Below are 26813 nucleotides of genomic sequence, written 5' to 3'. Positions count from 1 at the left end.
AGTTTTGAGGCTTCAGAAAAAGTATGAGAGAATAACCTTTTAACATCTTTGTGGTATTCGAAGCTGTGGTTTTCCAAGATGACCGCCACAGGATTTGCATACACAGACATTTATCCCATAAAGCTGGTTTATTATTTCAGGAATCTCCTTATTCCGGAGTTTTGAGAGATACTTTTGGCATCCAAGAAGATTCCTGCATAAAATAAGCTTCTTTCGTTTGCAACGGGAACAAAGAAGTCCGTAATGCCGAATCCTGACAAAACGTTTTGGTGGCACATGCATCAAAAAACGTCGTATGAATTCAACAGCGGTGATTGCTGATAGCAATCCTATGGGTATACTTTCCAAGGTAATCAATCACAGACTGTGCGCCGTGAAAAGTTTTCTTACAATAAGGAATCCATTCCGCATCATAACAGGAATCAAGCAGTTCTTTGAACGCATAATGGTTACGGTATTTTTCAGCAGTTCCATGAAACTCAAGCTGATTCGTATTCCAAAGATTTTTCAACTCCTCCATATATTTTCCACGGAAGACTTTGGAGATAGCCCATATGGGAAGAAAAAACTCCGTACCGTTGTCTTTCCATTCGTTTTTGGATGTCAGACCACCGCCGAGCAGTATTGTATGGATATGAGGATGAAAGTTCATTTCAGACCCCCATGTATGCAGGATGCAGATATATCCAACATCTGCACCAAGATGCTTTGGGTCAGCAGTCAATTCACTGATTGTAGCAGAAGCAGCATGATACAGGGTATCATATAACAGTTTCTGATTACTGTAAATGATTGGACTTAGAATGTCCGGCACTGTAAATACCAAGTGAAAGTAAGGGGCATCAAGCACATCTTCTCTGCGTGCATCCATCCACATTTCCTTTGGAATAGCCTGACACATGGGACAACAGCGGTTGCGACAGGAATTATAGTGAATCTGAATGGCACCACAGTCCTCACATACGCTGACATTCGCACCGTAAGCGCCTGTTTTACAGTTCATGATGTTCCGGGAAACTTTTGCCTGTTCAGGAGAAGGGGAATACTTTTCAAGGTATGCCGAATAAAAACGTAGAAAGATATCCTGCACAGTTGGTTTATTCATGAACAGCACCTTCTTTCCTGTCAAACGGACTTTGGATTCCCATCAGGGATTTGTTGCTGACATGAAGATAAACTTCCGTAGATTTTGGGTCACGGTGTCCCAGCAGTGCCTGAATATTCTGCCGTTCTACTCCCTGCTCCATCAGGTGAGTTGCAAAGCTATGACGTAGGCAGTGTGGAGTTGCTTCCTTCGGAAGTTCAGCAACGGATACGGCACGGCGCATCACCTGTTCCAGTGTACTGACTGTCAGATAATTGCCAGTGAACTTATTAGGAAACAGGATTCCACGGGGACGTCCTTTTTCAAACCAGTATTGTGTAAGGAGATTCAGACACCTCTTGGAAAGGATTGTATAACGATCCATCCGGTTCTTTGTATCCCGGACATGAATCTGCATATTTGAACGTGAAATATCATCATAATGCAGATGAATGACTTCAGAAACACGCATCCCGGAAGAATACATCGTTGCAAACATAGCTTTATATTTGATGTCATAGACAACTTCTAACAAACGGTCGATTTCAGGGGCGGTCAGTACTGTTGGAAGCTTATGCTCCAGAATCATACGTGGAACCGTGATATCATCCCAAAGTATGTGCAGGACATTCCGGTAGAAAAAACGGATGGCAGAATTATAAAGGTTCAGAGTTGTGGCTTTCAGTCCTTCATCTTTTTTTGCAAGTAAAAAAGTTCTGACATCCTGACAGGTAAGTTCTTCCGGACTCTTACCCTGATATTTCAGAAAGTAAGAGACATAGTTTTTATAGCAGTTAATGGAACGTTCTTTGAGGTTACGGATTTTTCCGGCTTCCTCAAGCTGTTCTAAATATTTTTCGTACATAATAAAATCCTCCATGTAAAATCAGTAGTTATCACACAACACTGCTTTACACGGAGGTGCATTTGGGTCATAAAACCGCTTGCCAATCAAGCGGAAGGATGGTATTCTTTTCATAGGCAGTGGGAAGGTCGATCCTGTTTGATTGTTTCGTTGTGGTGACTTAACAATACTACTTTTAGGACTTGCTTTCCACTGCTTTTGTTATAGAAAAGAGAAAATCGCTATGCCATAGCCTTGGCAGGCCATCGCGCAGCGATTTTGTTCAATTCCAATTTACCAAGTATGCCTTTTGCCAACATAGCGAATCACACGGCGGCAAACTGTGTATGTATAATCAACAATCACGATTTATAAATCGTTCTAAATCCCGTCTCATGATGGAAATATTATATGGTGGTTCCTCTTTATCCCAATTCCATAAGAGACGGTACATTCTTTCCATGCGCATAAGCGACCGGAACGCCAATACCTGTAATGTCTCGTCCAATTTTCCCATAATTTTAATCTGACCGAATACAGTCGCAAGGATAACCTGGTCTGTCTGCAAAAGTGTCTGATCACCTTTCAGTCCATGATAAGTTTGTGCTGCCTGTATTTTCAGTTCGTCATCCGTCTGCTCCGGTTCAGGCGGCAAATAGGTTAAGTTCCACTCTTTTACGATTAATAATTCAGGGAAATCAGCAACACACATTTTGGGCCGTTTCCGTACAGATTCCTCTAAAAAATGCAATGTGTCATTCCCTTCATCACTACCAAAAGGAGCTTCTTCATCGCCGCAGTCATAATACAGTTCTTCAGAAAAACAGGTACGGAAAACGGGATGGCTGGTCAGGGGATGCAAACCATATTCATCTGTATCAAAGTAAAGGTGATGCATTGTGTCAAAGTCATGCATGTCTGTATATCCCTTTTTCTCTTTAGACCGCACAAGCTTAGACGCCTGTTTTTCACATTCATCCTCTGTATCAAAATTTTTTATCTCATAACGTCCTGTTGTGCCGGTTTTTCCCCAGTTGGTTACCAGTTCACAGCCCGCTGTTTCTATGCGCCAAAACTTGTCCGATTTTTCATCTGTATATCGTAACGCCTTCTGCATATCCTGCCCTCCAAATCTATTCGTTTTCCCATAAACCAATGGGGATTTGTTGAGTACGCTTTCTCCGTCTATGATAGCCTTCAGCTAAAAGCAGAGTATAAAAAAGAAACCTGTCGAAGTTACAAGCTGTCCAAAGAAGATGTTCCCCACAGTGCAGACACCGGATCCGCATCCGCGTATAATGTCACGACCACACTGTCAGGTAAAGTCAAACAACGACAGCTGCTCTCCCGCCAGCTTATCCTCAAAGCGGTTCATATAAGCAAAAATCCGATTCGTATTGTTTTCAATCCCGTGCTGAGCACAGGTTTTCCTGACCAGCCGCATAAGAGAGGCCTGGCTGGGGGAGGGTATCTCATAGGCATTCCCGTAGGTTTGTATGTATTTTTGCTTCATGCCCGGAAAATGCTCGTCCAGCTTGCGGTAAAAATACTGCCTGTCGCCGTCTCTGAGGGTCACGCCGATCCCGAAGGTCAGTATTCCATAGGTTTTTGCATGGATGCAGTAATCCAGTATGCCGCAGATATTTTCCTCCGTGTCATTGATAAAGGGAAGGATGGGCGTCATCCAGCAGACGGTGGGGATGCCTTCCTCCCGCAGGATATCAAGGACCTCCGCCCTCCGTTTTGTGGTGCACACATGAGGCTCCAGCTTCCGGCAAAGCGCCTCGTCATGGGTGGTAAGCGTTATCTGGACCACGCATTTTGTTTTTCGGTGAATGCTTTTGAGCAAATCCAGATCACGCAGTATGAGATCGGATTTTGTCTGGATGGCAAGGCCGAAGCCGTATTCGTCTATCAGCTCCAGACAGCGGCGGGTCAGTCCCAGCTCTTTTTCCAGAGGGATATAAGGATCGCTCATACCGCCTGTCCCAATCATACAGCGTTCCCTTTTTCTGCGCAGGGCAAGCTCTAAAAGCTGTGGCGCATTCTTTTTGATCTCGATATCCTCAAAAGGCCGGTCGGGATGAATCTGGTAACAGGTGCTCCTGGCATCGCAGTAAATACAGCCGTGGGAGCAGCCCCTGAACAGATTCATGCCGTTTCCGGCTGAGAGAATTGATTTTACATTCACTTCAAACATAACCGCTCCATTCCGGCCGCCTGTTTCTTCCCCGGGCAGGCAGCCCTCACGGCTTGTCTACACCCGGAAGCAGCTGCCTCCGACGAATTCACGTACAATGGAATTATTGGGAAGGTTTTCACTGCTCACGCCCAGGAAATATTCCAGGAATTTAAGCAGGCGCTTTGCTTCAAAATATTCCGGCTGATCCTTCCTCACGCTGTAAAGCAAAGGCTCCGCAAACTGCTTCAGCACCGCCAGTTCGTAAATCAGGGCAGAGTTGAACATCGCGTCAGCGCTTTCCTGGAATGGGAAAATATTTTCCTCCTCCCCTCTGCGCACGGAGGACCACATCCGCAGGGTGTGGGTGGCGGAAGCGCCTCTTGTCCTGGCGTCACGCACCATACGGCGGATCAGGCGGCCGTCCGTTGTCGCTATCCGGTTATGATCGTCCACATTCAGGCTGGTGAGGGCGCTGATATATATTTTATATTTGCTTTTCAGAGGAAGCGAATGGGAAAGCCTGTCGTTCAGGCCGTGGATTCCCTCAATCACCAGAATGTCCTCAGGCCCGAGCTGCAGATAATCCCCTTTGTATTCACGAAGGCCTGTTTTAAAGTTAAAACGGGGCATTTCCACCCGTTTTCCCGCCAGCAAATCCGCCATGTCCTGATTGAATTTTTCCACATCAATGGCTTCCAGGCATTCAAAATTATAGTTGCCCTCTTCGTCCAGCGGCGTCTTATCCCGGTCTACAAAATAATCGTCAACCGCAATGGGATGGGGCACCAGACCATGGGTTTTCAGCTGGATGGCCAGGCGATGGGAAAAGGTGGTCTTCCCTGAGGAGGACGGCCCTGCAATCATGACGAATTTTACATTTCCGCGCCTGACGATATCTCCTGCAATTTCCGCAATCCTGCGCTCCTGCCTTGCTTCCTGCACCAGGATCATTTCCGCCAGATCGCCCTCGCAGATCTTGTCATTGAGATCCGCCACGGTTTCTATCTCCATTTTTTCTCCCCAATCGTTGGAGCGGAGGAGCGTATGGAACAGCTTTTCCCTGGGTTCAAAGGGAACCAGGGTTTCCGGCTCGCTTCTGTCGGGAAGCATCAGCATCAGGCCCGCTTTATAGGGTATCAGGTCAAAATACTGCAAATATCCGGTATCCGGCACCATATAGCCGTAATTATAGTCATAATATCCGTCCAGACAATAGACATTGATATAGGAGCCGCGCCTGTAACGGAACAGCCTGACCTTATCCTCCATTCCCTGGGCATTGAAAATCTCGATTGCCTCGTCCGTGGGATAAGCTTTTTTACTGATGGGAAGCCTGCGTTCCACCAGTTCCCACATTCTTTTCCTGACCTGCTCCACGAAGCCGGCCTCTATCTGGCCGTCCTCTTCCCCGTCGGCGCAGATTACCTTTTCAGCCAGTTCTCCCCTGGGAATGCAGTAATAGCCCCTGCCGATGGAAAATTCCACGGAAACCTTGCCCGCCCTGGGGGAGCCGGCGATATCGCTGATGGCCTTGATAAGAAGCATGATCGCGCTGCGGATGTAGGTATCGTGTCCCACTCTGCCCGCCAGCGTCTGAAAGGTAACGGCAGCATCACGATCCACCGTTTTGTGAAGCTCTTTGATTTTTCCGTTGGCTATGGCAAGAATAATCCTGTGATCGTATTCTGCCTGATGCTCCTGTGCCAGTTTTTCATAGGTCACGCCGTTTTCATATTCCCTGCATATCCCGTTTACCGTTACTTTTACCATAAATCGCTCCTATTCATACCAGAAGGGTTCCTGCTGCCTGGCTGTCAGCAAATGCAGCTGCGGCAGCTCCCTGCTTAAAAATTCCTTCATATAGGGGACAAAAATCTGTTCCAGCCCGTAATGTCCCGCATCTATGATAGTGATTCCCTGTTCCAGCGCATCTATACCATCATGATGACCGATATCCCCGCTGATAAAAACATCAGCGCCCGCGCGCACTGCCTGGGAGATATAATCCTTCCCGGAGCCAGGCACCACAGCCGCCTTCCTTATTTTCTGTTCCGCCTCTCCGAATACCCGGACAGTTTCCAGATCAAATATTTCCTTCACATAGGCCGCGCACTCGCGCAGCGTCATCTCCTCCGGGAAAATGCCCACCCGGCCGATTCCCTCCTTGGACAGCTCATCCTCAAAGGTGGTTTCCAGCACCGTCCTGTCCGCCAGCGCCAGGCGGTCTGCCGCTTCGTCCGCCATTCCCATCACATCAAAGTTGGTATGGCAGGCATAGTATGATATATCATTTGCAATCAGCTTGATAATCCGCTTTCCCGTAAAATCCTCCGCCGTAATCCGCTTCATCGCAGAAAAAATCATGGGGTGATGGGTCAGAAGCATATCCGCTCCCGCCAGCACCGCCTGATCAATGACCGCGTCCGTGGCGTCCAGCGCAATCATAACCGATTCCACTTCTTTGTCCCTGCTCCCCACAAGCAGCCCCACATTATCCCAGCTTTCCGCAAAGGAACGCGGGGAAAGCTCTTCCAGCTTCGCCATTACCTCACTGCATTTCATGCGCCCTTCTCCTTATGTTTACCGCCGCATCCCCCGATACGGCTTACCTGGCCGGGACGGTTCATTTCATTATGCCAATCAGCTGCTCCAGCAGTTGCCGCTCCTTCGCAAGCTGTGCAAGGCGTCCCGCCGTTTTTTCTTTTTCCGGCGCCCCTGCCTCCCCGGCAGATGCGCTGCCTATCCCGGCGCTTATCTGCCGGTTCTTCCTGAGGCTCTCCTTTAAATATTCCAGCAGCACAGGATTTTTCTCCAGAATCAGGCGGGAGCCGAAAATATCCGCCGCCCTTTCCCATTCATCCGATGAAAGCAGCCCCTGGGACTTACATTCCTCCAGAAAGCGTTTTTCCTGCGCCTCCAACGTTTCCCGGCAAAAACCTTCCGGCGGGTTCTGCAGGTTAACAGCCTTTATAACGGTATAGAATTTGCCCTCTTCCCATATCATATTCTCTTCCGTAATAAAATATCCGTTCTTTTTCAAAGCCTCCCTTACCAGCCAGTCCTCCGACTGGGGCTGGAGAATGGCCCAGCGCATCTGTGCAAGCTTCTCGCGGCCCTCCTCCATGATCTTCACCATAAGGCGGCCGCCCATTCCCGCAGCCAGAAGCGTATCCGCTTCCGGCCTTCCCCCGCGGCAGGGAAGGCCGGAAATTCCGTCGGAAAGCCTCACGTCTATGTATGCAGCAAGCCCGAATTCCTCCACGTGCTCCCTGGCCCTTTCCAGAGGGCCAACGTTTACATCCATGGCAAACACGCGGGGGCAGACGCCCTCCCGGATCAGGTATACCGCCACATACCCATGGTCACATCCCACATCCGCCGGGATACTTCCTTTTTCCACCATGGATGCGACCATATGAAGTCTTTTTGACAATTCCATATTCTTTTTTCCTTAATCCAGATAATCCTTCAGCTTGCGGCTGCGGCTGGGATGGCGGAGCTTGCGCAGCGCCTTGGCTTCAATCTGGCGGATACGCTCACGGGTTACGTTGAACTCCTTGCCTACCTCTTCCAGCGTCCTTGCACGGCCGTCGTCCAGGCCGAAACGCAGGCGCAGCACCTTCTGCTCTCTTTCCGTCAGGGTGCCCAGGACCTCATTCAGCTGTTCCTTCAGCAGGGAGAATGCCGCCGCATCCGCCGGTACCGGCACATTGTCATCCTGGATGAAATCGCCCAGGTGGCTGTCTTCCTCCTCACCGATAGGGGTTTCCAGGGATACAGGCTCCTGGGAAATCTTGAGGATTTCACGCACTCTCTCCACCGGCATGCTCATTTCTTCAGCGATTTCCTCCGGAGTAGGTTCACGCCCCAGTTCCTGCAGCAGCTGTCTGCTCACGCGGATCAGCTTGTTGATCGTCTCTACCATATGGACCGGGATACGGATGGTTCTCGCCTGATCCGCAATGGCTCTTGTGATCGCCTGGCGGATCCACCATGTAGCATAGGTGGAGAATTTATAACCCTTGGTATAATCGAATTTTTCCACAGCCTTAATCAGACCCAGATTTCCTTCCTGGATCAGATCCAGGAACAGCATGCCCCTTCCCACATATCTCTTGGCAATGCTGACCACCAGACGCAGGTTTGCTTCCGCCAGACGCTTTTTGGCTTCCTCATCCCCCACTTCCATCCTCTGGGCCAGGTCGATTTCCTCCTCCGCGGAAAGCAGGGGCACCTTGCCGATTTCCTTCAGGTACATACGCACCGGATCTTCAATGCTGATGCCATCGGGAACGGAGAGGTCGATACTCTCCATATCCACTTCTTCCTCTTCGGACAGGATAATTTCCTCATCGGGAATATCGTCATCATCCTCGGTGATACGCAGTACATCCACGTTGCTCTGCTCCAGCAGCTCCAGCAGCTTGTCAAACTGATCCTCATTCAGCTGCAGATCCGCAAAGTAATCGCTGATCTCCTGGTATTCCAGAATATTTTTTTTCTTTCTGGCAACGCCGATAAGTCCTCTTACTCTTTCCAGAAACTTCGCTTCCGCGGCCGCTCTTTCTTCCGGGGTCATTTCCGCTTCGTTCTGATTTGTTGTTTTTTTCGTCTCATCAGCTTTTTCCTGTGTCTTTTTGCCCATTCTTAGTCCATCCTTCCTGCGCATGTTAATATTGTTATCCTTAATTCAGGGAAATATGCGTTTTGCTAAGTTCTTCCAATGCCTTTTTTCCTTCAATGACGCGGTTTAATGCCTCCACATCAGTTCCCAGACGGCTCGTATTATATTCATAGCTGATTCTTTTTACAGAAACCAGGATATCGTGAAATGCTTTTTCTTTTTCCTGTATTGTCTCCGGTTCCATCAGCCTTGTGTTAAAAAGTGACGCCACCTCTCTCTGCTCCTCCTCATCGGGGAACAGGCTTATGATAGATGCCGCATTCAGTTCGCCCTTTTCAAGCCCTGCGAACAGCCTTTCGGCCACCCGTACATAAAGCTCCTCCGTAAAGTCCTCAGGTCCGATAAACCGCTCGATTTTTTTATATAACTGCGGTTCCTCCACCAGCCAGGTAAGCAGAAGCCTCTGGGTCTTTTTGCTGTTTTCCTCCGGGGTGGTTTTTTTATGGATTCCCGATTTGGGCCGTTCCACGGGTTTGGCAAGCCCTGTCTGGGCTGCAATGCTGCCCACCAGCTTCCTCAGGTTTTCGAAGCCGATATGGTATTTCTCCGCCACCGCTTCGATATAATTCTCCCGCTCCACCTCTTCGGAAAAATCACACAGCTTTCTGGCGATTTCCCTGTGGAACCTGGTCTTGTCCTCCGGATCAGAAAGGTTGTACTCCTTCTCCAGCATCCTGATTCCAAAAAGAAAGCTGTTTTCCGCGTGGTCGATACGTTCCTGGAACGCTTCCTTCCCCAGATTTTTCATAAATTCATCCGGATCCTTGTACGGCTCCAGACTGATGATCTTCCCGGTAAGCCCCGCCTCCTTCAGTATGCCGATGGCCCGCAGCGCCGCCTTCACGCCCGCGCCGTCGCTGTCGTAGGAAAGCAGAACCTCCTTCGTATACCGCTTCAGCAGACTGGCCTGTCCCAGTGTAAACGCGGTGCCAAGAGACGCCACCGCCTGATCAAAGCCCGCCTGATGCATGGAAATAACGTCCATATAGCCCTCGCAGAGAATGATATTCCCCTTACGCGAGGTCCTTGCAAAATTCAGGCCGTAAAGATTCCTGCTTTTGTCAAAGATCGGCGTTTCGGGCGAGTTTAAGTACTTCGGTGTTCCATCCCCCATCACCCTGCCGCCGAAGCCGATAACCCGGTGGTTGATATCCTCAATGGGAAAAATCACCCGGTTCCAGAACTTGTCGTACATGCCGTGTTTTTCATCCACGTTGCACAGCCCCGCTTCGTGTATCAGCTCCGGGGAATACCCCTTGCTGCGCAGATACTGTACCAGGTCATTGCTGGTCTTATTGGCAAAGCCCAGCCCGAACTTCTTTATCGTCTCATCCGAGAGCTGCCTGTCCCTCAGATACCTGTACCCTGTTTCACCCTGTCTGGCGCGAAGCTGGAAATAGAAATATTTGGCCGCCTCTTTATTGATTTCCAGCAGCCTGCTCCGCTTGCTTTCCGCCTTCTTCGCCTCTTCGGAATATTCGATTTCCGGCAGATTCACACCGGCGCGGTCCGCCAGCATTTTCACCGCCTCCGGAAACGTGTAATTCTCATATTCCTGGATAAAGGTATATACATTCCCGCCCGCGCCGCAGCCGAAGCAATAATACATCTGCTTGCCGGGCGAAACGGAAAAGGAAGGCGACTTCTCATTGTGGAATGGGCACAGGCCGAAATAATTGGCGCCCTTTTTCTGAAGGCGCACATAGCCTGAAATCACATCCACAATATCATTTTTCATCCTGACTTCTTCTATCAGTTCATCCGGATAATACATGCCTTCTCTCACCTCAATCTGTAAGGCTCCCGGTTCCATCAGAACCGGAATCCGTTGATTACTTCACCGTCCAGCACTTGGGAATATAGATTTCCTCATACTGTGCAATGGCGAAACGGTCCGTCATTGCCCCTATATAGTCACAGCAAATCCTTTCCTTTGCTTCTCCCCTCTCCATCAAAACAAGCAGTTCGCCGGATATTTTATCAATATGATGGAGATAATAATCGTAGAGCGTTTCCACCAGCAGCTCGGCCTTGCCTTCCTCGCTTTTGGCCTGCTGGTTCGTGTAAACCCTCTCAAACATAAATGAACGCAGTTTTTTCATAGCGTCCTCCACCGGAGGGGACATGCATATGTCGTTCTTTCCGAAGCTGTTGGTCACAATATCATGGATAAAATGATCCAGCCGCTCGCCCGTGGTCCTGCCCGCCACCTCCTGCACCTGCTTCGGAATATCCTCCTCCCTCAGGATACCCGCCCGTATGGCGTCGTCGCAGTCATGGTGGATATAGGCGATTTTATCAGACAATCTGACGATTTTTCCTTCCAGCGTAGCCGGATTGCCTTTGGTCTGATGATTACGGATGCCGTCCCTGACCTCAAAGGTGAGGTTCAGCCCCTGGCCGTCCTTCTCCAGGATATCCACGCAGCGCACGCTCTGTTCGCTGTGCTCAAAGCCATAGGGACAGACTTTGTTCAGCGCACGCTCTCCCGCATGGCCGAAGGGCGTATGCCCCAAATCATGGCCCAGTGCAATAGCTTCCACCAGATCCTCGTTCAGCCTCAGCGCCTTGGCAATCGTCCTTGCATTCTGGGACACCTCCAGGGTATGGGTCAGCCTCGTCCTGTAATGATCTCCTTGCGGAGCGAGAAAGACCTGGGTCTTATCCTTCAGTCTTCGGAAGGCTTTACAGTGCAGGATCCTGTCACGGTCCCGCTGGAACACGGGCCTGATATCACAGGGCTCCTCATCCCTCAGCCTTCCCAGGGAATTCTTGCTCAGAGAAGCATAGGGGCTTAAATAAACCTCCTCCCACTTCTCCAGATTCTCCCGAATTGTTGTCATCCGTCACCTTTCCGCCATACGGCAGCCACGAATATATGGCATTATAATGCCTGTTTCCGACACAGTACGTCAATCAAAAATATGCTCACTATCTTTATATTCTGCGCCGATTCCCGGAATCCTTTTATTTTTTTCAAAAAAATATTTTTTGATGGCAAAAAAGGAAGAGAAGCGCTGGCCTGGCTCTCTTTTTATTCTGCGGGAACGCGAAATCAGACCGGACACTCTCCTTTTATCCTCTTATTTATGCCTGTGTGAATCCCGGTAAAACAATACCGTCATCACCAGCTGCAGCGCTCCCAGCAAAAGGAAGGTGCCAGACAGCCCAATCCGCTCCGCCGCCGCGCCTGCTGCCGGAAACAGCAGTATCATAATAACGGAAAACAGCATACTGCCCACAGAAATCAGCGTTGCCCTCTGGCCTGATGGAATCAGCCGGTTCAGGGAAATGGACTGTATCGGATACAGCAGGGCGTTGGAAAAGCAGGCTGCCACAAACAAAACCACGGACACGGGCAGCCGGTGCAGGAAGAACCCGGCAAGTCCCGCCGCAATCACCAGCGCAGCCGCATACTGTGTCCTTTCCCCGGCTTTCCCGTATACCTTTTCACTGGCCAGCGCGCCAAGGCAGGAGGCCAGGCCGCCCAACAGCATGATCACGCTGATTTCCACCTTATTTAGTCCCATATCATAAAAATACTGCTGGCTGTAGAAAAACAGTACGGTATAAAAAGCAAAAACCATCTCAAAATACAGCATTATCCTGCGTATTTCCCTGTTTTCCGCCAGAATGCGGAAGCTTGTGACAAAATGCTGCTTTATCATGCCGCCGCTTTTTCTTATTTCCTGCGTTATTTCCGGCTCCTTCATCAGCACAGCCGGCAGCAAGGCCAGCAGGGCGATTATAACAGATGCGCCATAGCACCAGACATAGGATCTTTCTGCCAGGATACCGCCCGCCACCGTGGCAATGGACTGTGAGATTTCAATGAGCAGATTGATTCTGCCGTTCACCTTCAGGTACTCCGGCTCCCGCCCGCACTGCTTCATGCTGTCATAAACCAGCGCTTCCTCCGAACCGGAATTCAGGTTATTTCCCAGCGCCTGAATGACAAAGGACAGGGCAAAGCCCCAGAATTTACCTGAAAGCAGCATCAGGATACAGGAAATGGCGGTGCACAGCCGTCCCCAGACCACAGTCCTCCTGCGCCCCAGCAAATCCGCCGCCGCGCCGGAGGGAATTTCACAAATCATACTTGTGATATGGTACACTCCCTCCAGTATGCCTATCTGCCACAGGTTCATCCCCTTAAAGGCCAGATACAGCACCCAGACCGAGGTGGACATGTCAAGATTCTTAAGAAAGGTAAAAATATAATCCAAAGGGATATTTCTGTAAATATTCCTGCGTTCTGTATGCTTCTTCCCTGATTTATTACTGTTCATTTTCGTAACTCCTTTTTTATGGCAGCCATCGGTCCAATCCGAATCCGGACTGCTCTTTTTACTTAAAAACAGGCGCAAAAAAACCAGGAGCATGCTTCCACATGATTCCCGGTTCATATCGGAGTTACTGCCTAAACGGAACCGCCAGACGTAACAGTCCCTTAACTACAGACAGGCCCTGCCACAGTCTCTGTGTATGTCCGTTTCCCTGAAAAAGGGCGCAGTATCCCCGTAAAGCAAAAATAATCCTGCTTTCGTCTGACCGCTGCTGCTGTAAACCGGCACATATCCCAAACTGAACATGTCTGTCTCCTTCCTGAATAATTATGGTTCTAACTTATCACATACGTTCCCGGATGTCAAACTTGTTTCTTCCGGCTCTGTTTTTTCCGGCTCTGTTTCTTCCGGCTTTGTTTTCTCCGTCCCTGTTCCTTCCGGCTTTCCGGAATATTCCGTAACAGCCCGGTTATCCTCAACGTTACAATAGTTCTGAAGAATCCGGGCGGCCTCTCTTTTGATATCCTCACGCAGCCGCTCCGGCGCAAGCACCTCCACGCTGCTGCCGAAACTGAGCACCCATTCCAGCAAAACAGGATAGTTGGTAAAGCCCAGATTTTCCACCAAAAGTGTGCCGTCCTCCTGCTCCGTAAAGCTGGATGGTCCGTATTCCTCAATAAGACGGAACTTCACCTTCCCTGAAAATCTGGCCCGCAGCATGATTTCATCGGAAAACCAGTATTCGCTGTCCAGCTTTTCCTCCGGCACTTCCCGCGGCGCAAAGGCTTCCTCTTTTCCCGCAAGCTCCCACAGACGGTTCAGCTTGAACATGCGGAAATCCTCCCTCTGCCTGCAGTAACCCAGCAGATACCAGGAAGACCACTGAAAAGCCACCCGGTAAGGCTCCACCAGACGGCGGCCCGTCCCTTTTCTGTAATAATAGGTAAATTCCACCAGCCTGCGCTCCTGGATTGCAGCCTTCAGGACCGCAATTTTTTCCGAAAGACTGTCCCTGTAATGGGAGGCCAGATTGATGGTTACCGCTTCTGCCGCAGCAGGCATATTTCCCTGAACGATGTGGAATTTCTCCTTCAGGCGCTCCTCCATGGGGTTTTTCATCACGCTGTCCATGCCGCGTATTCCTGCCAGCAGCGCTTCTCTCTCCTTTGCGGTTAAAAAGGAATTATCCATTTTAAAGCCCGGCGCAAGGGAAATCCCGCCGCCGAAGCCCTGTTCCGTAACGATTGGGATCCCCGCCTGGCACAGCGCCTCCAGATCCCTGCTGATGGTCCTCCTGGAAACCTCCAGCTTTTCAGAAAGCATTGGCGCTGTTACTTTATCCTGCTGCAGCAGGGTGGTGAGAATGGCCATAAGCCGGTCTATTTTCATCCGGTCAATCCTTTCTGTCCTTTTTGTTCGTTCAGATAATATTCCACCAGCGTATGGGATACGCTTCCGGCCGGATGCACCATTTTTAGGGCCTGGGAAACAGGCACCCACACGGCCTCGTCCACTTCCCCGGACAGAACCAGCTCCCGCTTTTTCGCTTCTGCGATGAAGCCTATCATGAGCATGTCTTTCTTACCGAACCAATAGGTTCCCGTCATCCGAAGCCGTCCCACCGGAAATAAAATGCAGGCAGCGCCGTTTTTCAGCGTCCGACGCTGCCTGCGTGCTTTAGTAATTATAGCACTGGTTTTCCTGTAATGGAATTATATTTCTCAACTATTGTATTTCGCAGTTAATGCCCTGCTGCTGGTTTCTCTGGCAAAAAGGCTGCCTGGGAGTCAGGCAGAAAGGCATCAGTATTGTATCACGGGCAGGCGGCTTCGTCTATGGAGCTGGCGAATGCATGGCGCCACCGGCGGCAGTGAACAGCGACGACCGGAATACATGCTGCGACGGCTGAAGTCCAAGTTCGATATAAATCATAACGGATGCGGGAATGCGTTTTCACTGTTTTTACTAATAGTGCTTGTTGTTTTTTCATTCAACTGTTATACTGTTATGGATGGGGAGATATGGAATATTAATGTATAGGGAGGGGCATATGAGAAGAGCCGGCATTACGGAAGCGGAAATAATTCAGCTGACGCTGGAAAATGTCCGCAGCTTTTATCACAGGAACCCGGAAGTTACCGCTGCGCCTATGGCGGATAATTTCATGTGGATTGGTTCCAATGATTTTCAATGGTGTGAAGGGCTGGAGAATTTCCGGAGAACTATGGAAAAAGAATATGAAGAACCGCCTGTGTTGATATCGGATGAAGAATACCACCTGCTTTTTCATGACCGCAATGTATGGGTTGTATGCGGCCGTTACAGGATCACCTCGGTCATGGAGGACGGCACTGCACTTCATGCCCATGTACGGGGCACCTATGTATGGCGCATGATCAACGGGGAACTGAAGCTCGCCCATGTCCACGGATCCCATGCCCAGGACATTCCTTTAAACCGCATTGTCACGATGCCGGAACCGCTTACCGCGGACATGGATTATTTTGATTATCTGAAGCGCATGGACTCTATTACTTCAGATGTAAACAAAATTGCTTTCCGGGATACGAATAAGAATTACCGGTATCTGTTTCCCTCGGACATTCTTTACCTGAAAGCCGCCGCCCAGTGGTCCATTGTACATACCAAAACGGAAACCTTTCAAGTGTGGGGCCTTCTGGCCGACTATGAAAAAAGCCTTCCATATTCTTTCCGGCGCATTCATAAAAGCTATCTGGTCAACAGCCTTTACATTGACAGCATTCACCGGTATAAGGCAGTTTTGAGGGACGGCCAGGAGCTGCCCATCGGCAAAGAACGCTACATGGATCTGAAGCATTATCTGCAGCATGCGGTTTAAGGCTTCCCCTGCGGCGAAGGCCTGGGCGCTGTCAGTCCAATTATCTTTAAGGTTATGAAAGAGGCTTCCTGGAATGGATGAAAAAATAGAAGAAATTGCGAGCAAGGCAAGGGAAATCCTCAGGAAAATACCTTTTGCCGAAAAAGAACAGATTGATTTTCAGACGGTGGAGTATGGAGATCCTACAGTCACTTATGAAAGCTCCGGCTGTGTCTTCATGCAGGTGGTAAATGAACGGGGGCAGGAAAGACGTAGCGTCATAGCCGGCAGCTTTGAGGAAATGGTAAACTATTTCGTAGACAGTGCGATTACAGACTATGCATACCGCTATGAGCTTGCCCACCGCCGCCGCTTTGAATCAAACCTCCGCCAGACGGATGAAGCCCGTGAGGCCTGTTATCATTATATTGATCCCGGGAAAAAATGTATCCGCAGGGATTATGACAATACGCCCATTATTTATCTGGATCTTTTTGCTGCCTACCGCAGTATCTGTTTAAAATACAGGGAGGAAAACGCTATTTCCTGTCAGTCGCTTAAGGATGACATTGATTATATTGCCGACCGGAAATATACGGATACTCCCGGCGGCGGCATGTACAGTCTGAAGGCTTCCATGGAAAAGGTGAGGGAGCGGACAGAACGAATCGGCGCAAACAGCAGCGAGCTTAGGGAGGCTTTTTCGCAGTATGAAAAATATTACCGGCTTCTGAAGGAAATGAAATGAATGCAAATGCAGGAATGATTGAAGGAAGCTTCAAATCAGCAGGCCGGAAACGAATATCATTTATTCTATTTCCGGCCGGATAGTTATCTGTTTAAAATCTGCTGCAGCATATCCCGGCTGACAAACGGGGCAAAGGGAATGATATCCTGCATGTTTTTTATGTTATGTTGGCAGGCTATTGCCATTTTATCCACAATGTCCCTGTTCACAAAGGGGGCTATGCTCACTATATCTTCCAGGGTGAGATTTTGATCTGCAAAAAGCTGTGCTGCCTGGCTTGCCGTTTTCCTGCTGATAAAGGGTACTATGGAAACGAGCTCCTGTATTGATGTGAATTTTCCCAGATTTTCCTCTACCAGCTCATCCATCAGCTTCCTTTCAATAAAGGGTGCAATTAAAATGAGCATTTTCACCTGGGTCAGGATGGTTTTACAATCCCCTCCAGTTCCTGTAATTCCTTTACACTGATTTCCTGCTCTTGAGGATGCATCAGCGTTTCTACGCACTTCGCCTTGTCCTGATAAACACCGCCCCATCAATGCATTGAATCATCTCAACCCGGGAAAAACCTGCATTTTCCAACAATTCCATTTCATGCTCTGCCGTAAGCGGCGTATCAAAATGCACGAACACATCCTCTCCGATTCCCTCTTTTTCCCGCTTCGAATCACACAACTCCATCAGAAGTTTTTCCTCGTCCTCACAGCATGCAATATAGTCAGCCTCTATGAAAATCCCTCCATTTTTCAGCGTGCCATATATTTTCCGGTACAGCTCCAGCTTCTTCTCCGGTTTAAAATGATGAAGGGATTCAAAGGAAACAGCCATATCATAAGCTTCCTTACCAAAATCATACCTGAAGTAATCCGCTCTGATCGTATGTACCTGCGGATGCTTGGCGGACAGCCTGCCCAGCATATCCTCCGACAGATCTATCCCCGTCACCTCCAGTTTCGGACGCTTCTGCAGGATTTCATCCAGTTCAAGCCCTGTACCGCAGCCCAAATCCAAAAGCTTCTCCACATGCTCTGGAACCAATGTCCCCATATATTTATATGCCCTGCTCCACAAAGACATATGCTCCTCATATCCGTCCAGACGCGCCCTGAAAAAAGCAGCCATTTCCTCCAGCCCGGTGTCCATCACCTCTTCCGTCCAGCTCCGAAGCTGCTGCATATACTCTGCCGTATTTTCTCTGATTACAATCTTCTTTTCCATAAATAAAAAACCTCCCAAACCTTTTATCCGCTGTCCGTCCATCCGATATTTACATCAAAAAGGAGGAGGAAATCCTCTCTCCCCCTCCTCACACCGCTTCAGCAATGCAACCTATGACAAAAGGATGACAACCCCAACCAGTCTTTTTCGTATGAAGGATAATCCGGAACAGCTTTCCTTTTCCATCATACCTGCCGCCCCGCAAAAAAGATACCTCATCCTCTGTTCATAAAAAAACCGGCGGAAATCCACCTGTACTTATTTTCACATTTTATAACGCTTCCTTCTCCGCCCGCTCCATATACCAATCCAACAATCCATAAAGCCAGCTGCCAAGCTCCCTGCAGGAACAGCCTGCCTCCCTGGCTTTTTCCGTATTCAGGCTGTAGCTGTCCGCTCCATTATAGGGAGCCACCTCCCCGCCATCCTCAAGCCGGGGCACCGCGCCAGCCTTTCTTCCCACATATTCTAAAATTTCCTTTACGGAAACCGTTCCCCCGCAGCAGGCATTCACCGGCCCGGTTACAGCCTTATCCGCAAGGGACGCCAAGAAACGCCCGGCATCCTCCGAGCCTATAAAGCTCATCCGGCTGTCTGGATTATCTACATACATGGGAATCCCTTTTACGGTATGCCGCACATAAAAATACAGCCGTTCCGTGTAATCATCCTTCCCTATGACGAAGGGGAAACGAACCATAACCGCATTCTGCCGGGGATAATTATGCACCAATGCGCACTCCGCGCTTCTTTTCCCCTCATCATAGGTAACATCCGTTCTGTTGCACCAAAGCAGCGCCTTCTGTTCCGGCCGGAAAGCCGTTTCCTGTATATCCGGGCAAAGCTCATATACCGAAGCAGAAGACACCATGACGTACCTTCCGCACCGAATGGCGTCCAACGCTGTTTTTACATCCATAGAGCAATATGCCAAATCATCATAAACCACATCAAACCAAACATCCCGGAACGCCTCTTTCATAGCGTTCCCATTAGTCCGCTCCACAATAATACGTTCCACCCTGCTGCCGAAGGGATCCGCCGTCCGCCCCCTTGTTGCAATTGTTACCTCATGTCCGTCCTCCAGCAAAGCATTCACCAGATGGACGCCGAAAAAACGCGTTCCTCCAAGAACCAGCATTTTCATTGGTTTCCTTCTCCTTCCCGCCAGTTTCCCTACCCAGCTAAACAGTGCGGACCATCACAAGGCAGGGATTCCACTTATCCCAGTAAAGCGGGAAGCATTCCAGCTTGCAGAAGCCCAGGCTTTCATAAAACATCCGGGTTCTGTCATATACCTCAAAGTAACCTGCCTCTACCGTTTTTACCTGGATAAACCGATAGCCCTTTTCCTTCGCGTATTTATGGAATTCGGCAAAAAGCTGATGTCCGATTCCTTTTCTGTGATATTCCCTAAGAATCCCCATCACACAAATTTCAGCCGTATAAGGCCCTGTTTCCTTCAGTGCAATAAAGCCAACCGGCTTGCCGTCCTCAATCGCCGCCCAGTAGGGCAGTTTCCGGCTAAGCCTGATATATTCATCCCTGCTTTCCCTGATGCCGAACCATTCTGGCAGACTGCATAGGATATTTTCTGTAATCTTTTCTTTTTCATCCGCTTCCGTAATTGCCTTAATTATTATCCCGTCCCTCTTCCAATAACAGTCCAGTCGGCCGAACTGTTCACCCTTCCTTCGCCCTGCCCAGGAAATCAAATATCCTGTTATTAACCTCTATCGCTTTTTCCATAGGCATATGCGGCCTGTGCCCGCAGCCCTCCACGATCATTATCTCAGCCTGGGGACAGTGTGTCCGGATTGCCTCCAGATTCCGTTTTGTGGCAAAACCATCGTTTTCTCCGGCAATAAGTAACATAGGCATGGTAATACGCTCCCACTCTTCGTCCGTCGGCGAAGGATGCAGACGCCAGTCCTTCACCTCCTGCCTGCAGTACTCCTGCCAGTTGCCCCTATGGGCCTGGGCGTGCAGGCATTTCACCTTTTCAATGAAATCGGTCTGTCCCCTTTCCTCCAGCGCCTCCGGCTCAAAATCCTCCGCTCCCGCATCGTCAACTATGCCGCCGTTTCCAATAGCTGTTACTGTTTTTATCCGCTCCGGATGCCGGGCCGCCATATAGTAGGCGACACCGCCGCCCGTGCTGTACCCGATAAGATGTATCCGCTCAATTCCGCAACGGTCAAGAAACCGTATCATATCCTCCGCTATCACCGCAGAATCCCATTCCAGACTTTCGCACATGGTCCTGCCATGCCCCCTGAAATCCGGATAAAAGCAGCGGTATCCCGCCGCATAAAAAGGCTGGAGCTGTCCGCTGAAGGCCAGAATCCCCCTGCTGTAGCCGCTGTGCAGAAACAGCACCGGCTCCCCATATCCTATCTCTTCATAAAATAACTGCAATTCTCCCAAATCAATATATGGCATTTCCATTCCCCCGTTTCTTCCTTACTTCACGCCTTTGTCTCGTCCTGCTGCCTATAGCTGTTTTATAAACCCTTCTATCTCCGCGTTCACCTGTCCTGCGTTGTCCCCATTGGAAAAATGCGCCGCATCCACAATCATATGCAGCGGATAGCCTGTCTTTTCCGCCCAGGCTCTGCAATAGGCCTTCACCTTACCCGTGGTGTCATATTCCCCTGCCAGAATGAGCACCGGACAGGAAAACCTCATGTCTTTATTTTCATCCAGAAATTTTCCGTAGGCGATATCCATCTGCTCTATTATCTGCGCCTTTGTCAGGGGCCGCAGCATTTCCAGCATTTTATTCCGGGAATAGGCCGTCCTGGAGACGGATTTTGCCATGCTGCTTCTGAGCAGGCCCTCAGGGAACCATTTTGCCATCGGCGCCGCCTGCTTCAGCCACCAGATATCCGATTTTGAATAATAACCGGTGCCGAAGGGCGTGGTGTCCAACGCGATAAAACCCTCCGTTTTTTCAGGATATCTGCAGGCAAATTCCTGGCTGGGATAGCCGCCCATAGACATGCCCACCAGAACCGCTTTCCCTATTTCCTCACGCTCCAGTATCTCATTCAGATCCTGCGCGCAATGCCCATAGGAAAAATCCCGGTATGGCCTGGAAATGCCATGCAGCGGGACATCCCAGGTAATCAGGGTACAGGCGCTCCGAAAATATTCCACCTGCTTTTCAAACATGGAATGATTGGCGGTCAGCCCATGGGTGCATACGATGCATTTTGCCCCGGGCGCCGCATTTTTTTCAATCCAGTAAAACACGCTCCCTCTCTCTGTTTTCAGCTCCTTCTTTTCCAATCCCCGTATCCTCCCATTTTTCCGCACGGCCCCGGCTTCTTTTTTCCGCAGCCAAACCAGCCCGCGCCCTGCCGCCCTATCCGCATACACCTTCCAGGTATTTTCCAATTCGCTCCACCGGATTGACGGCCTTTGGAAAATCACACAACAGTTCCAGCTCATATACCAGGGAATACATGGCAATCCGAACATCGCTCTTGGGATAAGCGAACAGCTCGGGCGCATATTTCCTTACCAAGGTCATCAGAAAACGGTAATCCTCCGGCAGCGTCAGAGGCTCGTCCTCCTCATTGGCATAGTTAAAAGGATGGATTTCCATCCGTTTCCACACATGCACCGCATAATCCACAGGCGCCGCCTCCAGCATTTCAAAATCTATCATAAAAAGCTTTCCGTCTTCTGCAACAATCAGATTGTCAAAATGAAGATCCGGATTTACAAGGAACAATGCTTCCTCCTGCAAAAGTCCTGCATTCGCCCTGATAAATTCCGCAGCCCGCCTTCCCAGTTCCTCCGGAATGCCCTGATTTAAGCGGAGCTTCCCCAATGCGGTCTCCATCCTCCCAAGAAGCTTTTTCCCCCAGTTTCTGCAGGGGTCAAACAAGGGCATCCCTTCCGGAAGCGCAGTCCGGTTCAGTTCCCTGTTGATTTCCGCAATGCAGCGGACCGTATCCTCCCTCTTTGCATCCGTCATATGCCTCCATGCGCGAAACAGCCCCTCTCCCTTTATCCGTTCCAGAACCAGGTAATCCTCCCCGGCCCCCAGCAGCTTCGGCGCATAGGAGGGGGCAATGTTCCCATAGAACCAGGATTCCTTTTGAAAGCCTGCGCCTCCCGGCTCCGTAAATATTTTGACCACTGCGTCTTCTGTGAGAAAAAGCGCATTGGTAAACCCGGACTTTGACTGCTGCAAACCGTCAGCCGAAAGCCCGTGCTTTCGCAAAATTTCCTCCGCCCCCATACTTTCCTCCGCCCTCATTCCATCTCTCTTTCCTTTCACGTCGCCTCAGGTGGAAGGCTTCAATGCGCTCCCCCTTCGGTCAGAGAAGGTTCTTCCGCCGTATAATAAAAATCCTTTTTGCTGCAGCCCGCTCTTCCGCCTCCTGCACAGGCGCAGGCACAGGCACACCCCGCACAGGCACAGGCGCATCCGCCATGTCCTCCATGTCCGCCGGAACGCCTTCCCCGGCCCCAGAATCCCCGGCCGTTGGCATACCAGTCCTTTCCCCAGGCCGCCTGATAGCCTATGTAGCCTGTACACAGGAGAATGAAAATAATTGCGGCGGGATCCAGGGTTTTCTTTTCCCCGGGGCTGTCCGACACAGGCGCCCATTCCACCATATTGGCATCCCGGAATGTCTCCTTGTCGCAATAAACCTTCATATGCCGGCGTTCCCCTTCTTTTAACTCGCCCTCCCAGACGTAGAAGCCGCCTTCCTTTCTGTCCGCATTGGTTTCCATCACATAGGTCCCATCCTCCCAGACAAAAAGATAATGTTCCACCGCAATCTCATTAAACCATCCTGGCATAAAATCATAAAAGGGCAGGCCGCCGGCCTTTTTATTTCTGCAAAGCATATCCTCCTGGCGTATGGTGAAGCCAAACTCCGCCACCTCGCCCTTTTTATAGGCCCTGTCCAGTTCAAACTTAATCAGCCCGTCCCCGTAAAATCCATTTTTCAGCCCGCTGATCGCACCGGTATAGCCCAGCAGCTCACATCTGGAATTGGGAATTCCCAGGCTGACCCAGGTAAGAGGCCCCTCCTTGCTGTCATTAAGGACCTTCCACCGGTACTGATAGGTAATTTCCAGAGCGCCGCCCTCCTGTGCCTTTACCTGGACGCGGTAATCCAGGATTCTGTCCAGAGGCGTGAGAATATTTACGATATAGGCAATCAGCACGCAGATTCCCACCGCACATATACAGCTGAAAATCAACAGGCTTTTCTTCTTTTTCCCTGTTTCCGGAGTTTTCCCGTCCATCCTTAATCAGCCTCCTTTTCCGGCTCCGTTTTCGAAATTCTCAGAGGGCAGGATAAAGAGTCTTCTTCCTCCATTCCGCGTATGGCGCGGCAGGCAGGATGATTCCAGATACGCTTCCAGCTGTCCGTCAGCATATTCCCCAAAGGCGCGCTGCCGCTCAGCCAGCTCTGGCAGGGAACGACGCTGCCGTCCGGAGCCACCGCCATATTGGAAAGACAGGCGCCGCACATGGGCACCGCCAGCCCAAGCTCCTTAAGCACCGCAGGATCAGCCCGGCCGGGCGAGGTAAAGCTCAGCTCCATCCCATGCTGGGAACAAAAAGCCATGGCCTCCCGCAGAAGCGCATTCATCTCCTCCACGGTCAGCTGGGAGGACAGGGAGGATTCCGCCATAGCCTTGCCCGTTTCGATGAGTCCTGAACAGGTCACATACCGGACGCCGTTTTGATACAAAAAAGCCAGCGTCCTGATATACTCCCTGTTTTCCCTGCACAGGGGCGTATTGACGCTCACATTCAGCCCGGCCTCCAGAGCATTGCGCAGTCCCAGAACCGTTTTCTTAAAGCTTCCTTCCGTATCGGGCAGATCCGCCCCGGTCAAATGGTTATGTATTTCCGCATTTTCAGAATAAAGGGTGATCTGCACGCTGTCCAGGCTGGCGTCATAGAGCTTTCTGCACAGCTCCCCCGTAAGCCTGGCCCCATTGGTATTCAGGCGGGTGACGAACCAGCGCGCATGCTCCACCAACTCCGGCAGATCCTCCCGCATGGTCGGCTCCCCTCCGGTAAAAGTAAGCTGGCAGATTCCGGCTCTGCGGCACCGGTCGATGATTTCAAACCATTCCTGGGCGGACAGCTCCTCTGTGCCTGCCGCTGGCTGTCCCGCCGCATAGCAGTGCCGGCATTTCAGGCTGCAGTTCCATTTTCCTTTCCTGTCGAGCATGGAGCTTACCATAAGATCCATCCGATGCGGCGCCGTCATATTCGCCGCATATTCCCGGAGGGAAAGAGGCCCGATATTGCCTGACGGCTCCCCTCCCCGCGCCACACCGTAAAGCAGGTCCAGCATCTCCTGAAGATCCTCCTGCAGCTCCTGCGTTTTTACATAATAAACCCTTTTCGTCCGGGACACTGCCTTATCCATAACCTGCTTCATCTGCGCCTCATTAATCGGCCGCCCGTCATAAACGTTTACCTCACGGATAAAATTCCTGAGGAGAATCGCCCAGGAATAGCCCAGCGGAAGGATATAATAGCCGTTTAATATCATCACATAGGGCGCATCCGAAAAAGGACGCCATTTGGGCGGAATCAGATGTATCCGCACCGCTCCCGGTCCCTTCGGATTCAGTGTGGTATGCACCACACCCTCCTTATAGGCCCTGTATTGGGCTGTTTTATGCAAAATTCCCATGATATTCCATTTCCTTCCCGGCTCCCCCGGCACTCCTATTCCCGGATACGCGCCATGGCGATTTCGTCCATATAAACCCCGTTCCTGACAGCCGCCTTCCGGCGGATGCCCTCACGTTCACAGCCCAGGGACTCATACAGATGCACTGCTCTCTCGTTATCCGCAAAGACCGTCAGCTCCAGCCTTACCAACATCAGCCAGTTATCCGCCAGATCCAGAACCTTTTCCAGCATCGCCCGGCCAATCCCCTGATTCTGGAAATCCCGATGGACCATCAGGCCGATTCCTGCCGCGTGACGGGTTCTTGGGTTGGCGTTTACCTTCAGGCTGATGGATCCAATCACCCTTTCCCCGCCCGCATCATCGCAGGCTGCCGCAACAAACATAAAATCGTTCGGTCCCAGCCCCGCGAGCATGTCCTCCGTCTTTTTCCTGCTTTCCCCGGGATTTCCCAGAATTGTCTCAAAAACGCCGGGCATCCGCCTTAACGCGCTGATATCCCCGGCATCCCGCGGCTCTGCCGGCCGTATCGTGTATTCCATAATTTTTTCTCCAATCATTTCAACTGGCAGCTGCCTGTTTCACAGCTGCCGGCTTCCGGTTCCCGCCGCGCCTCAGCGGCAGATATCAAATATAAACTCTGCACACTTGTCCATGGCCTCATATGCCGTTTTAAAGGGGGACATCTGAAATACATGCCACATGCCCTTATAAACATCCAGCCGGGCCGGTACGTTGGCTTTAATCATTTTCTTGTGCAGCATGGTGGCATCGCTCAGGAGCACCTCATTGTCACCCACCTGGATATAGGTTGGCGGAAAATCCGTCACATCCGCAAAAAGCGGTGAAATCAGCGGATTTTCATAGTCCTGCCCGGCAGCGTAGTTCTCGGTCATCTGCCTCAGGTATTCCTCATCCAGAACCGGATCCACCTCCGCTCTCGTCTCATGGGTTTTTCCTGACGCGGTCAGATCCGTCCAGGGGGACAGCAGCACAAGCCCTCTTGGCAGAAGACGCTCCTCCTCCTTTAGCTTAACCACCAGGGAAAGCGCCATATTTCCTCCCGCGGAATCCCCGATGACGATTACGTCCCTGGCGCCGTAGCCCAGAACCATCAGGTAATTCCATGCTTTCATGGCATCCTCCATCGCAGCCGGATAAGGATATTCCGGGGCAAGGCGGTAGTCAAAGCAGAAAACATCCATGGAGGTGGAGCACGCCAGCTTCGTGGTCAGCGTCCTTGCATAAACACAGCTTCCCGTGGAATAACCGCCGCCGTGACAATACAGGATTACGTACTTTTTCATGTGCACCCGATTGACCCGCACCCATTCGCCGTGCATCCCCTCCACATCCACGGAGGTGATGTCCATTTCCTTGCTGTTGCCCAGCAGCGCGCCGAAATAATCCTGGGACTGGCGGTGTTTCTCAATATCCGTATTTTCTACCACGCTGTGCACCCTTTTAATCAGCTTCATCAGGCTCTGGTTCTGCTCCTGCTCTTTGCTCTTTTTCAGTGCATTTATGGATTTATCAAAAAGTGCCATATTTCCTCTCATTCCGCCGTATCCACAGCACGGTTTGCTTTTGTCCTGGTTGCCTGTCTTCATCCTATCATAGAAAGGAAATCACGTAAAGGGTTGGCTTAACAGTGATAAGGAACTAATCACTTATCAACTGTTAGCTGACGGTTTCCGGGGTGCATACGGACAAATCCCGTCTGATTTCTAACAGGAAGTCAGACGGGATTTTCGCTTTATATCACGAATTATGGAGGACATACCATGAAAAACTTAATATCTTGTGCTTACAATATGGACAACTGCTGCGTAGAATTGAAATTCACCGATGGCAGCATGATTGCGATTGACACTAACGCAGTGGAGAACGAGGTTGCCGACGATATGTACCAGCGGTCAGAGTTGGACTATCTAATCTACAATGCACCGTTGGAATATGCAAATCTCATTTTGAACGGCGATCCCGAAACCTATCTAAAGACGGTTACAGAATACAAGTGTCTTGATTAAACGATTTAAGCCCTGCTGTTGGTCGATTAAGTGACTGACAGCAGGGCTTATTTTATTTTGCATAGGTTATTTTAATTTGCAGTTTGTCGCTGTTGTAGATTGCTTCAATATTCCCACCCTGTAAATGGTAAGATAAAGTATACCAATTTCGGCCAAGAGAAGTATACCACCCTTCGCCACGGAAACTGGGCCACTTTCGCCACAAAAGGGGC

26 protein-coding genes and 1 pseudogene are annotated in these 26813 nt (G+C 50.3%); 3 read left to right on the top strand and 24 right to left on the bottom strand.

The features are described 5' to 3' along the window. Positions 1-39: 39 nt before the first annotated feature. The 13 genes and pseudogenes from FYJ45_RS11290 to FYJ45_RS11230 all read right to left on the bottom strand — a co-directional run bounded on the left by FYJ45_RS11290 (position 40) and on the right by FYJ45_RS11230 (position 14687). Positions 40-1105, bottom strand: a pseudogene (locus FYJ45_RS11290) (IS91 family transposase). Further along, a complete protein-coding gene (locus tag FYJ45_RS11285) occupies positions 1098-1949 on the bottom strand; it encodes a tyrosine-type recombinase/integrase (RefSeq protein ID WP_154464656.1) in 852 nt (283 codons plus the stop codon). Before FYJ45_RS11285 ends, FYJ45_RS11290 begins: the two are co-directional and overlap by 8 nt. Positions 1950-2283: 334 nt before the next feature. Beyond that, positions 2284-3045 (bottom strand): WGR domain-containing protein, encoded by a 762-nt coding sequence (locus tag FYJ45_RS11280; RefSeq protein ID WP_154464655.1) that lies wholly within the window; start codon positions 3043-3045, stop codon positions 2284-2286. A gap of 198 nt (positions 3046-3243) precedes the next feature. After that, positions 3244-4128, bottom strand: coding sequence for an SPL family radical SAM protein (locus FYJ45_RS11275; protein WP_154464654.1), 885 nt, complete (start codon positions 4126-4128; stop codon positions 3244-3246). 57 nt (positions 4129-4185) lie between these two features. After that, positions 4186-5880 carry a nucleoside kinase gene (locus FYJ45_RS11270; RefSeq protein WP_154464653.1) on the bottom strand — a complete coding sequence of 565 codons (1695 nt, stop codon included), beginning with the start codon at positions 5878-5880 and terminating at the stop codon, positions 4186-4188. A gap of 9 nt (positions 5881-5889) precedes the next feature. Next, positions 5890-6672, bottom strand: coding sequence for a Nif3-like dinuclear metal center hexameric protein (locus FYJ45_RS11265; RefSeq protein WP_021639831.1), 783 nt, complete (start codon positions 6670-6672; stop codon positions 5890-5892). 61 nt (positions 6673-6733) lie between these two features. Next, the gene (locus FYJ45_RS11260; RefSeq protein ID WP_154464652.1) at positions 6734-7549 is read right to left on the bottom strand and encodes a tRNA (adenine(22)-N(1))-methyltransferase; all 816 of its coding nucleotides are present in this window, start codon (positions 7547-7549) and stop codon (positions 6734-6736) included. A gap of 12 nt (positions 7550-7561) precedes the next feature. Then, the gene (gene rpoD / locus FYJ45_RS11255; protein ID WP_025491372.1) at positions 7562-8755 is read right to left on the bottom strand and encodes an RNA polymerase sigma factor RpoD; all 1194 of its coding nucleotides are present in this window, start codon (positions 8753-8755) and stop codon (positions 7562-7564) included. 40 nt (positions 8756-8795) lie between these two features. Next, positions 8796-10568: a DNA primase gene (dnaG, locus tag FYJ45_RS11250; protein WP_154464673.1), complete on the bottom strand. Its 1773-nt coding sequence runs from the start codon at positions 10566-10568 to the stop codon at positions 8796-8798. A gap of 58 nt (positions 10569-10626) precedes the next feature. Then, positions 10627-11637 (bottom strand): deoxyguanosinetriphosphate triphosphohydrolase, encoded by a 1011-nt coding sequence (locus tag FYJ45_RS11245; protein WP_154464651.1) that lies wholly within the window; start codon positions 11635-11637, stop codon positions 10627-10629. Between the two features lie 240 nt (positions 11638-11877). Further along, positions 11878-13083, bottom strand: coding sequence for an MFS transporter (locus tag FYJ45_RS11240; RefSeq protein ID WP_154464650.1), 1206 nt, complete (start codon positions 13081-13083; stop codon positions 11878-11880). A gap of 324 nt (positions 13084-13407) precedes the next feature. After that, complete coding sequence (locus tag FYJ45_RS11235; RefSeq protein ID WP_154464649.1) at positions 13408-14469, bottom strand: helix-turn-helix transcriptional regulator; 1062 nt, start codon at positions 14467-14469, stop codon at positions 13408-13410. After that, positions 14466-14687, bottom strand: coding sequence for an NUDIX hydrolase (locus FYJ45_RS11230; protein ID WP_207708418.1), 222 nt, complete (start codon positions 14685-14687; stop codon positions 14466-14468). Before FYJ45_RS11230 ends, FYJ45_RS11235 begins: the two co-directional genes overlap by 4 nt. Positions 14688-15130: 443 nt before the next feature. Between FYJ45_RS11230 and FYJ45_RS11225 the strand changes: the two genes are divergently transcribed. Then, positions 15131-15940 carry a LytTR family transcriptional regulator gene (locus FYJ45_RS11225; protein WP_154464648.1) on the top strand — a complete coding sequence of 270 codons (810 nt, stop codon included), beginning with the start codon at positions 15131-15133 and terminating at the stop codon, positions 15938-15940. Between the two features lie 73 nt (positions 15941-16013). Further along, on the top strand, positions 16014-16667 hold the full coding sequence (locus FYJ45_RS11220) for a hypothetical protein (RefSeq protein WP_154464647.1): 654 nt from the start codon (positions 16014-16016) through the stop codon (positions 16665-16667). An 83-nt stretch (positions 16668-16750) separates the two neighbouring features. On the opposite strand, the gene FYJ45_RS11215 is transcribed toward FYJ45_RS11220, so the two are convergent. From FYJ45_RS11215 to FYJ45_RS11165, 11 genes are all read right to left on the bottom strand, one after another. Next, complete coding sequence (locus FYJ45_RS11215; protein WP_154464646.1) at positions 16751-17173, bottom strand: hypothetical protein; 423 nt, start codon at positions 17171-17173, stop codon at positions 16751-16753. After that, the gene (locus tag FYJ45_RS11210; RefSeq protein ID WP_154464645.1) at positions 17166-17885 is read right to left on the bottom strand and encodes a class I SAM-dependent methyltransferase; all 720 of its coding nucleotides are present in this window, start codon (positions 17883-17885) and stop codon (positions 17166-17168) included. Before FYJ45_RS11210 ends, FYJ45_RS11215 begins: the two co-directional genes overlap by 8 nt. Positions 17886-18156: 271 nt before the next feature. Further along, complete coding sequence (locus tag FYJ45_RS11205; RefSeq protein ID WP_154464644.1) at positions 18157-19032, bottom strand: NAD-dependent epimerase/dehydratase family protein; 876 nt, start codon at positions 19030-19032, stop codon at positions 18157-18159. Positions 19033-19069: 37 nt separating this feature from the next. Next, positions 19070-19600 (bottom strand): GNAT family N-acetyltransferase, encoded by a 531-nt coding sequence (locus FYJ45_RS11200; protein ID WP_235930763.1) that lies wholly within the window; start codon positions 19598-19600, stop codon positions 19070-19072. After that, on the bottom strand, positions 19569-20333 hold the full coding sequence (locus FYJ45_RS11195; protein WP_207708417.1) for an alpha/beta fold hydrolase: 765 nt from the start codon (positions 20331-20333) through the stop codon (positions 19569-19571). Before FYJ45_RS11195 ends, FYJ45_RS11200 begins: the two co-directional genes overlap by 32 nt. Before the next feature lie 45 nt (positions 20334-20378). Next, positions 20379-21176 (bottom strand): alpha/beta fold hydrolase, encoded by a 798-nt coding sequence (locus tag FYJ45_RS11190; RefSeq protein WP_154464643.1) that lies wholly within the window; start codon positions 21174-21176, stop codon positions 20379-20381. Between the two features lie 76 nt (positions 21177-21252). Continuing rightward, positions 21253-22176 carry a phosphotransferase family protein gene (locus FYJ45_RS11185; RefSeq protein WP_154464642.1) on the bottom strand — a complete coding sequence of 308 codons (924 nt, stop codon included), beginning with the start codon at positions 22174-22176 and terminating at the stop codon, positions 21253-21255. Positions 22177-22196: 20 nt separating this feature from the next. Beyond that, a complete protein-coding gene (locus FYJ45_RS11180; RefSeq protein ID WP_154464641.1) occupies positions 22197-23159 on the bottom strand; it encodes a hypothetical protein in 963 nt (320 codons plus the stop codon). Positions 23160-23161: 2 nt separating this feature from the next. Beyond that, entirely contained in the window at positions 23162-24571 is a 1410-nt protein-coding gene (locus FYJ45_RS11175) for a radical SAM/SPASM domain-containing protein (protein WP_154464640.1), read from the bottom strand. A gap of 35 nt (positions 24572-24606) precedes the next feature. Beyond that, a complete protein-coding gene (locus FYJ45_RS11170; RefSeq protein ID WP_154464639.1) occupies positions 24607-25113 on the bottom strand; it encodes a GNAT family N-acetyltransferase in 507 nt (168 codons plus the stop codon). A 72-nt stretch (positions 25114-25185) separates the two neighbouring features. Continuing rightward, entirely contained in the window at positions 25186-26118 is a 933-nt protein-coding gene (locus FYJ45_RS11165) for an alpha/beta hydrolase (protein WP_154464638.1), read from the bottom strand. A 237-nt stretch (positions 26119-26355) separates the two neighbouring features. On the opposite strand from FYJ45_RS11165, the gene FYJ45_RS11160 reads away from it, so the two are divergent. Continuing rightward, positions 26356-26601 (top strand): DUF6061 family protein, encoded by a 246-nt coding sequence (locus FYJ45_RS11160; protein WP_154464637.1) that lies wholly within the window; start codon positions 26356-26358, stop codon positions 26599-26601. The last annotated feature ends 212 nt before the right edge of the window (positions 26602-26813 follow it).

The sequence above is a fragment of the Eisenbergiella porci genome (assembly GCF_009696275.1).
Taxonomy (GTDB): domain Bacteria; phylum Bacillota; class Clostridia; order Lachnospirales; family Lachnospiraceae; genus Eisenbergiella; species Eisenbergiella porci.
This window is presented reverse-complemented; position numbering and strand designations above follow the sequence as displayed.

Coding starts and splice junctions, on each gene's coding strand:
- FYJ45_RS11260 (WP_154464652.1), bottom strand. CDS start 7,549: ATGGAATTGTCAAAAAGACTTCATATGGTCGCATCCATGGTGGAAAAA.
- FYJ45_RS11205 (WP_154464644.1), bottom strand. CDS start 19,032: ATGAAAATGCTGGTTCTTGGAGGAACGCGTTTTTTCGGCGTCCATCTG.
- FYJ45_RS11165 (WP_154464638.1), bottom strand. CDS start 26,118: ATGGCACTTTTTGATAAATCCATAAATGCACTGAAAAAGAGCAAAGAG.
- FYJ45_RS11285 (WP_154464656.1), bottom strand. CDS start 1,949: ATGTACGAAAAATATTTAGAACAGCTTGAGGAAGCCGGAAAAATCCGT.
- FYJ45_RS11270 (WP_154464653.1), bottom strand. CDS start 5,880: ATGGTAAAAGTAACGGTAAACGGGATATGCAGGGAATATGAAAACGGC.
- FYJ45_RS11220 (WP_154464647.1), top strand. CDS start 16,014: ATGGATGAAAAAATAGAAGAAATTGCGAGCAAGGCAAGGGAAATCCTC.
- FYJ45_RS11210 (WP_154464645.1), bottom strand. CDS start 17,885: ATGGAAAAGAAGATTGTAATCAGAGAAAATACGGCAGAGTATATGCAG.
- FYJ45_RS11225 (WP_154464648.1), top strand. CDS start 15,131: ATGAGAAGAGCCGGCATTACGGAAGCGGAAATAATTCAGCTGACGCTG.
- FYJ45_RS11275 (WP_154464654.1), bottom strand. CDS start 4,128: ATGTTTGAAGTGAATGTAAAATCAATTCTCTCAGCCGGAAACGGCATG.
- FYJ45_RS11280 (WP_154464655.1), bottom strand. CDS start 3,045: ATGCAGAAGGCGTTACGATATACAGATGAAAAATCGGACAAGTTTTGG.
- FYJ45_RS11245 (WP_154464651.1), bottom strand. CDS start 11,637: ATGACAACAATTCGGGAGAATCTGGAGAAGTGGGAGGAGGTTTATTTA.
- rpoD (WP_025491372.1), bottom strand. CDS start 8,755: ATGGGCAAAAAGACACAGGAAAAAGCTGATGAGACGAAAAAAACAACA.
- FYJ45_RS11175 (WP_154464640.1), bottom strand. CDS start 24,571: ATGGGAATTTTGCATAAAACAGCCCAATACAGGGCCTATAAGGAGGGT.
- FYJ45_RS11235 (WP_154464649.1), bottom strand. CDS start 14,469: ATGAAAATAGACCGGCTTATGGCCATTCTCACCACCCTGCTGCAGCAG.
- FYJ45_RS11170 (WP_154464639.1), bottom strand. CDS start 25,113: ATGGAATACACGATACGGCCGGCAGAGCCGCGGGATGCCGGGGATATC.
- FYJ45_RS11265 (WP_021639831.1), bottom strand. CDS start 6,672: ATGAAATGCAGTGAGGTAATGGCGAAGCTGGAAGAGCTTTCCCCGCGT.
- FYJ45_RS11240 (WP_154464650.1), bottom strand. CDS start 13,083: ATGAACAGTAATAAATCAGGGAAGAAGCATACAGAACGCAGGAATATT.
- FYJ45_RS11195 (WP_207708417.1), bottom strand. CDS start 20,333: ATGGAAATGCCATATATTGATTTGGGAGAATTGCAGTTATTTTATGAA.
- FYJ45_RS11180 (WP_154464641.1), bottom strand. CDS start 23,159: ATGGACGGGAAAACTCCGGAAACAGGGAAAAAGAAGAAAAGCCTGTTG.
- FYJ45_RS11230 (WP_207708418.1), bottom strand. CDS start 14,687: ATGACGGGAACCTATTGGTTCGGTAAGAAAGACATGCTCATGATAGGC.
- dnaG (WP_154464673.1), bottom strand. CDS start 10,568: ATGTATTATCCGGATGAACTGATAGAAGAAGTCAGGATGAAAAATGAT.
- FYJ45_RS11160 (WP_154464637.1), top strand. CDS start 26,356: ATGAAAAACTTAATATCTTGTGCTTACAATATGGACAACTGCTGCGTA.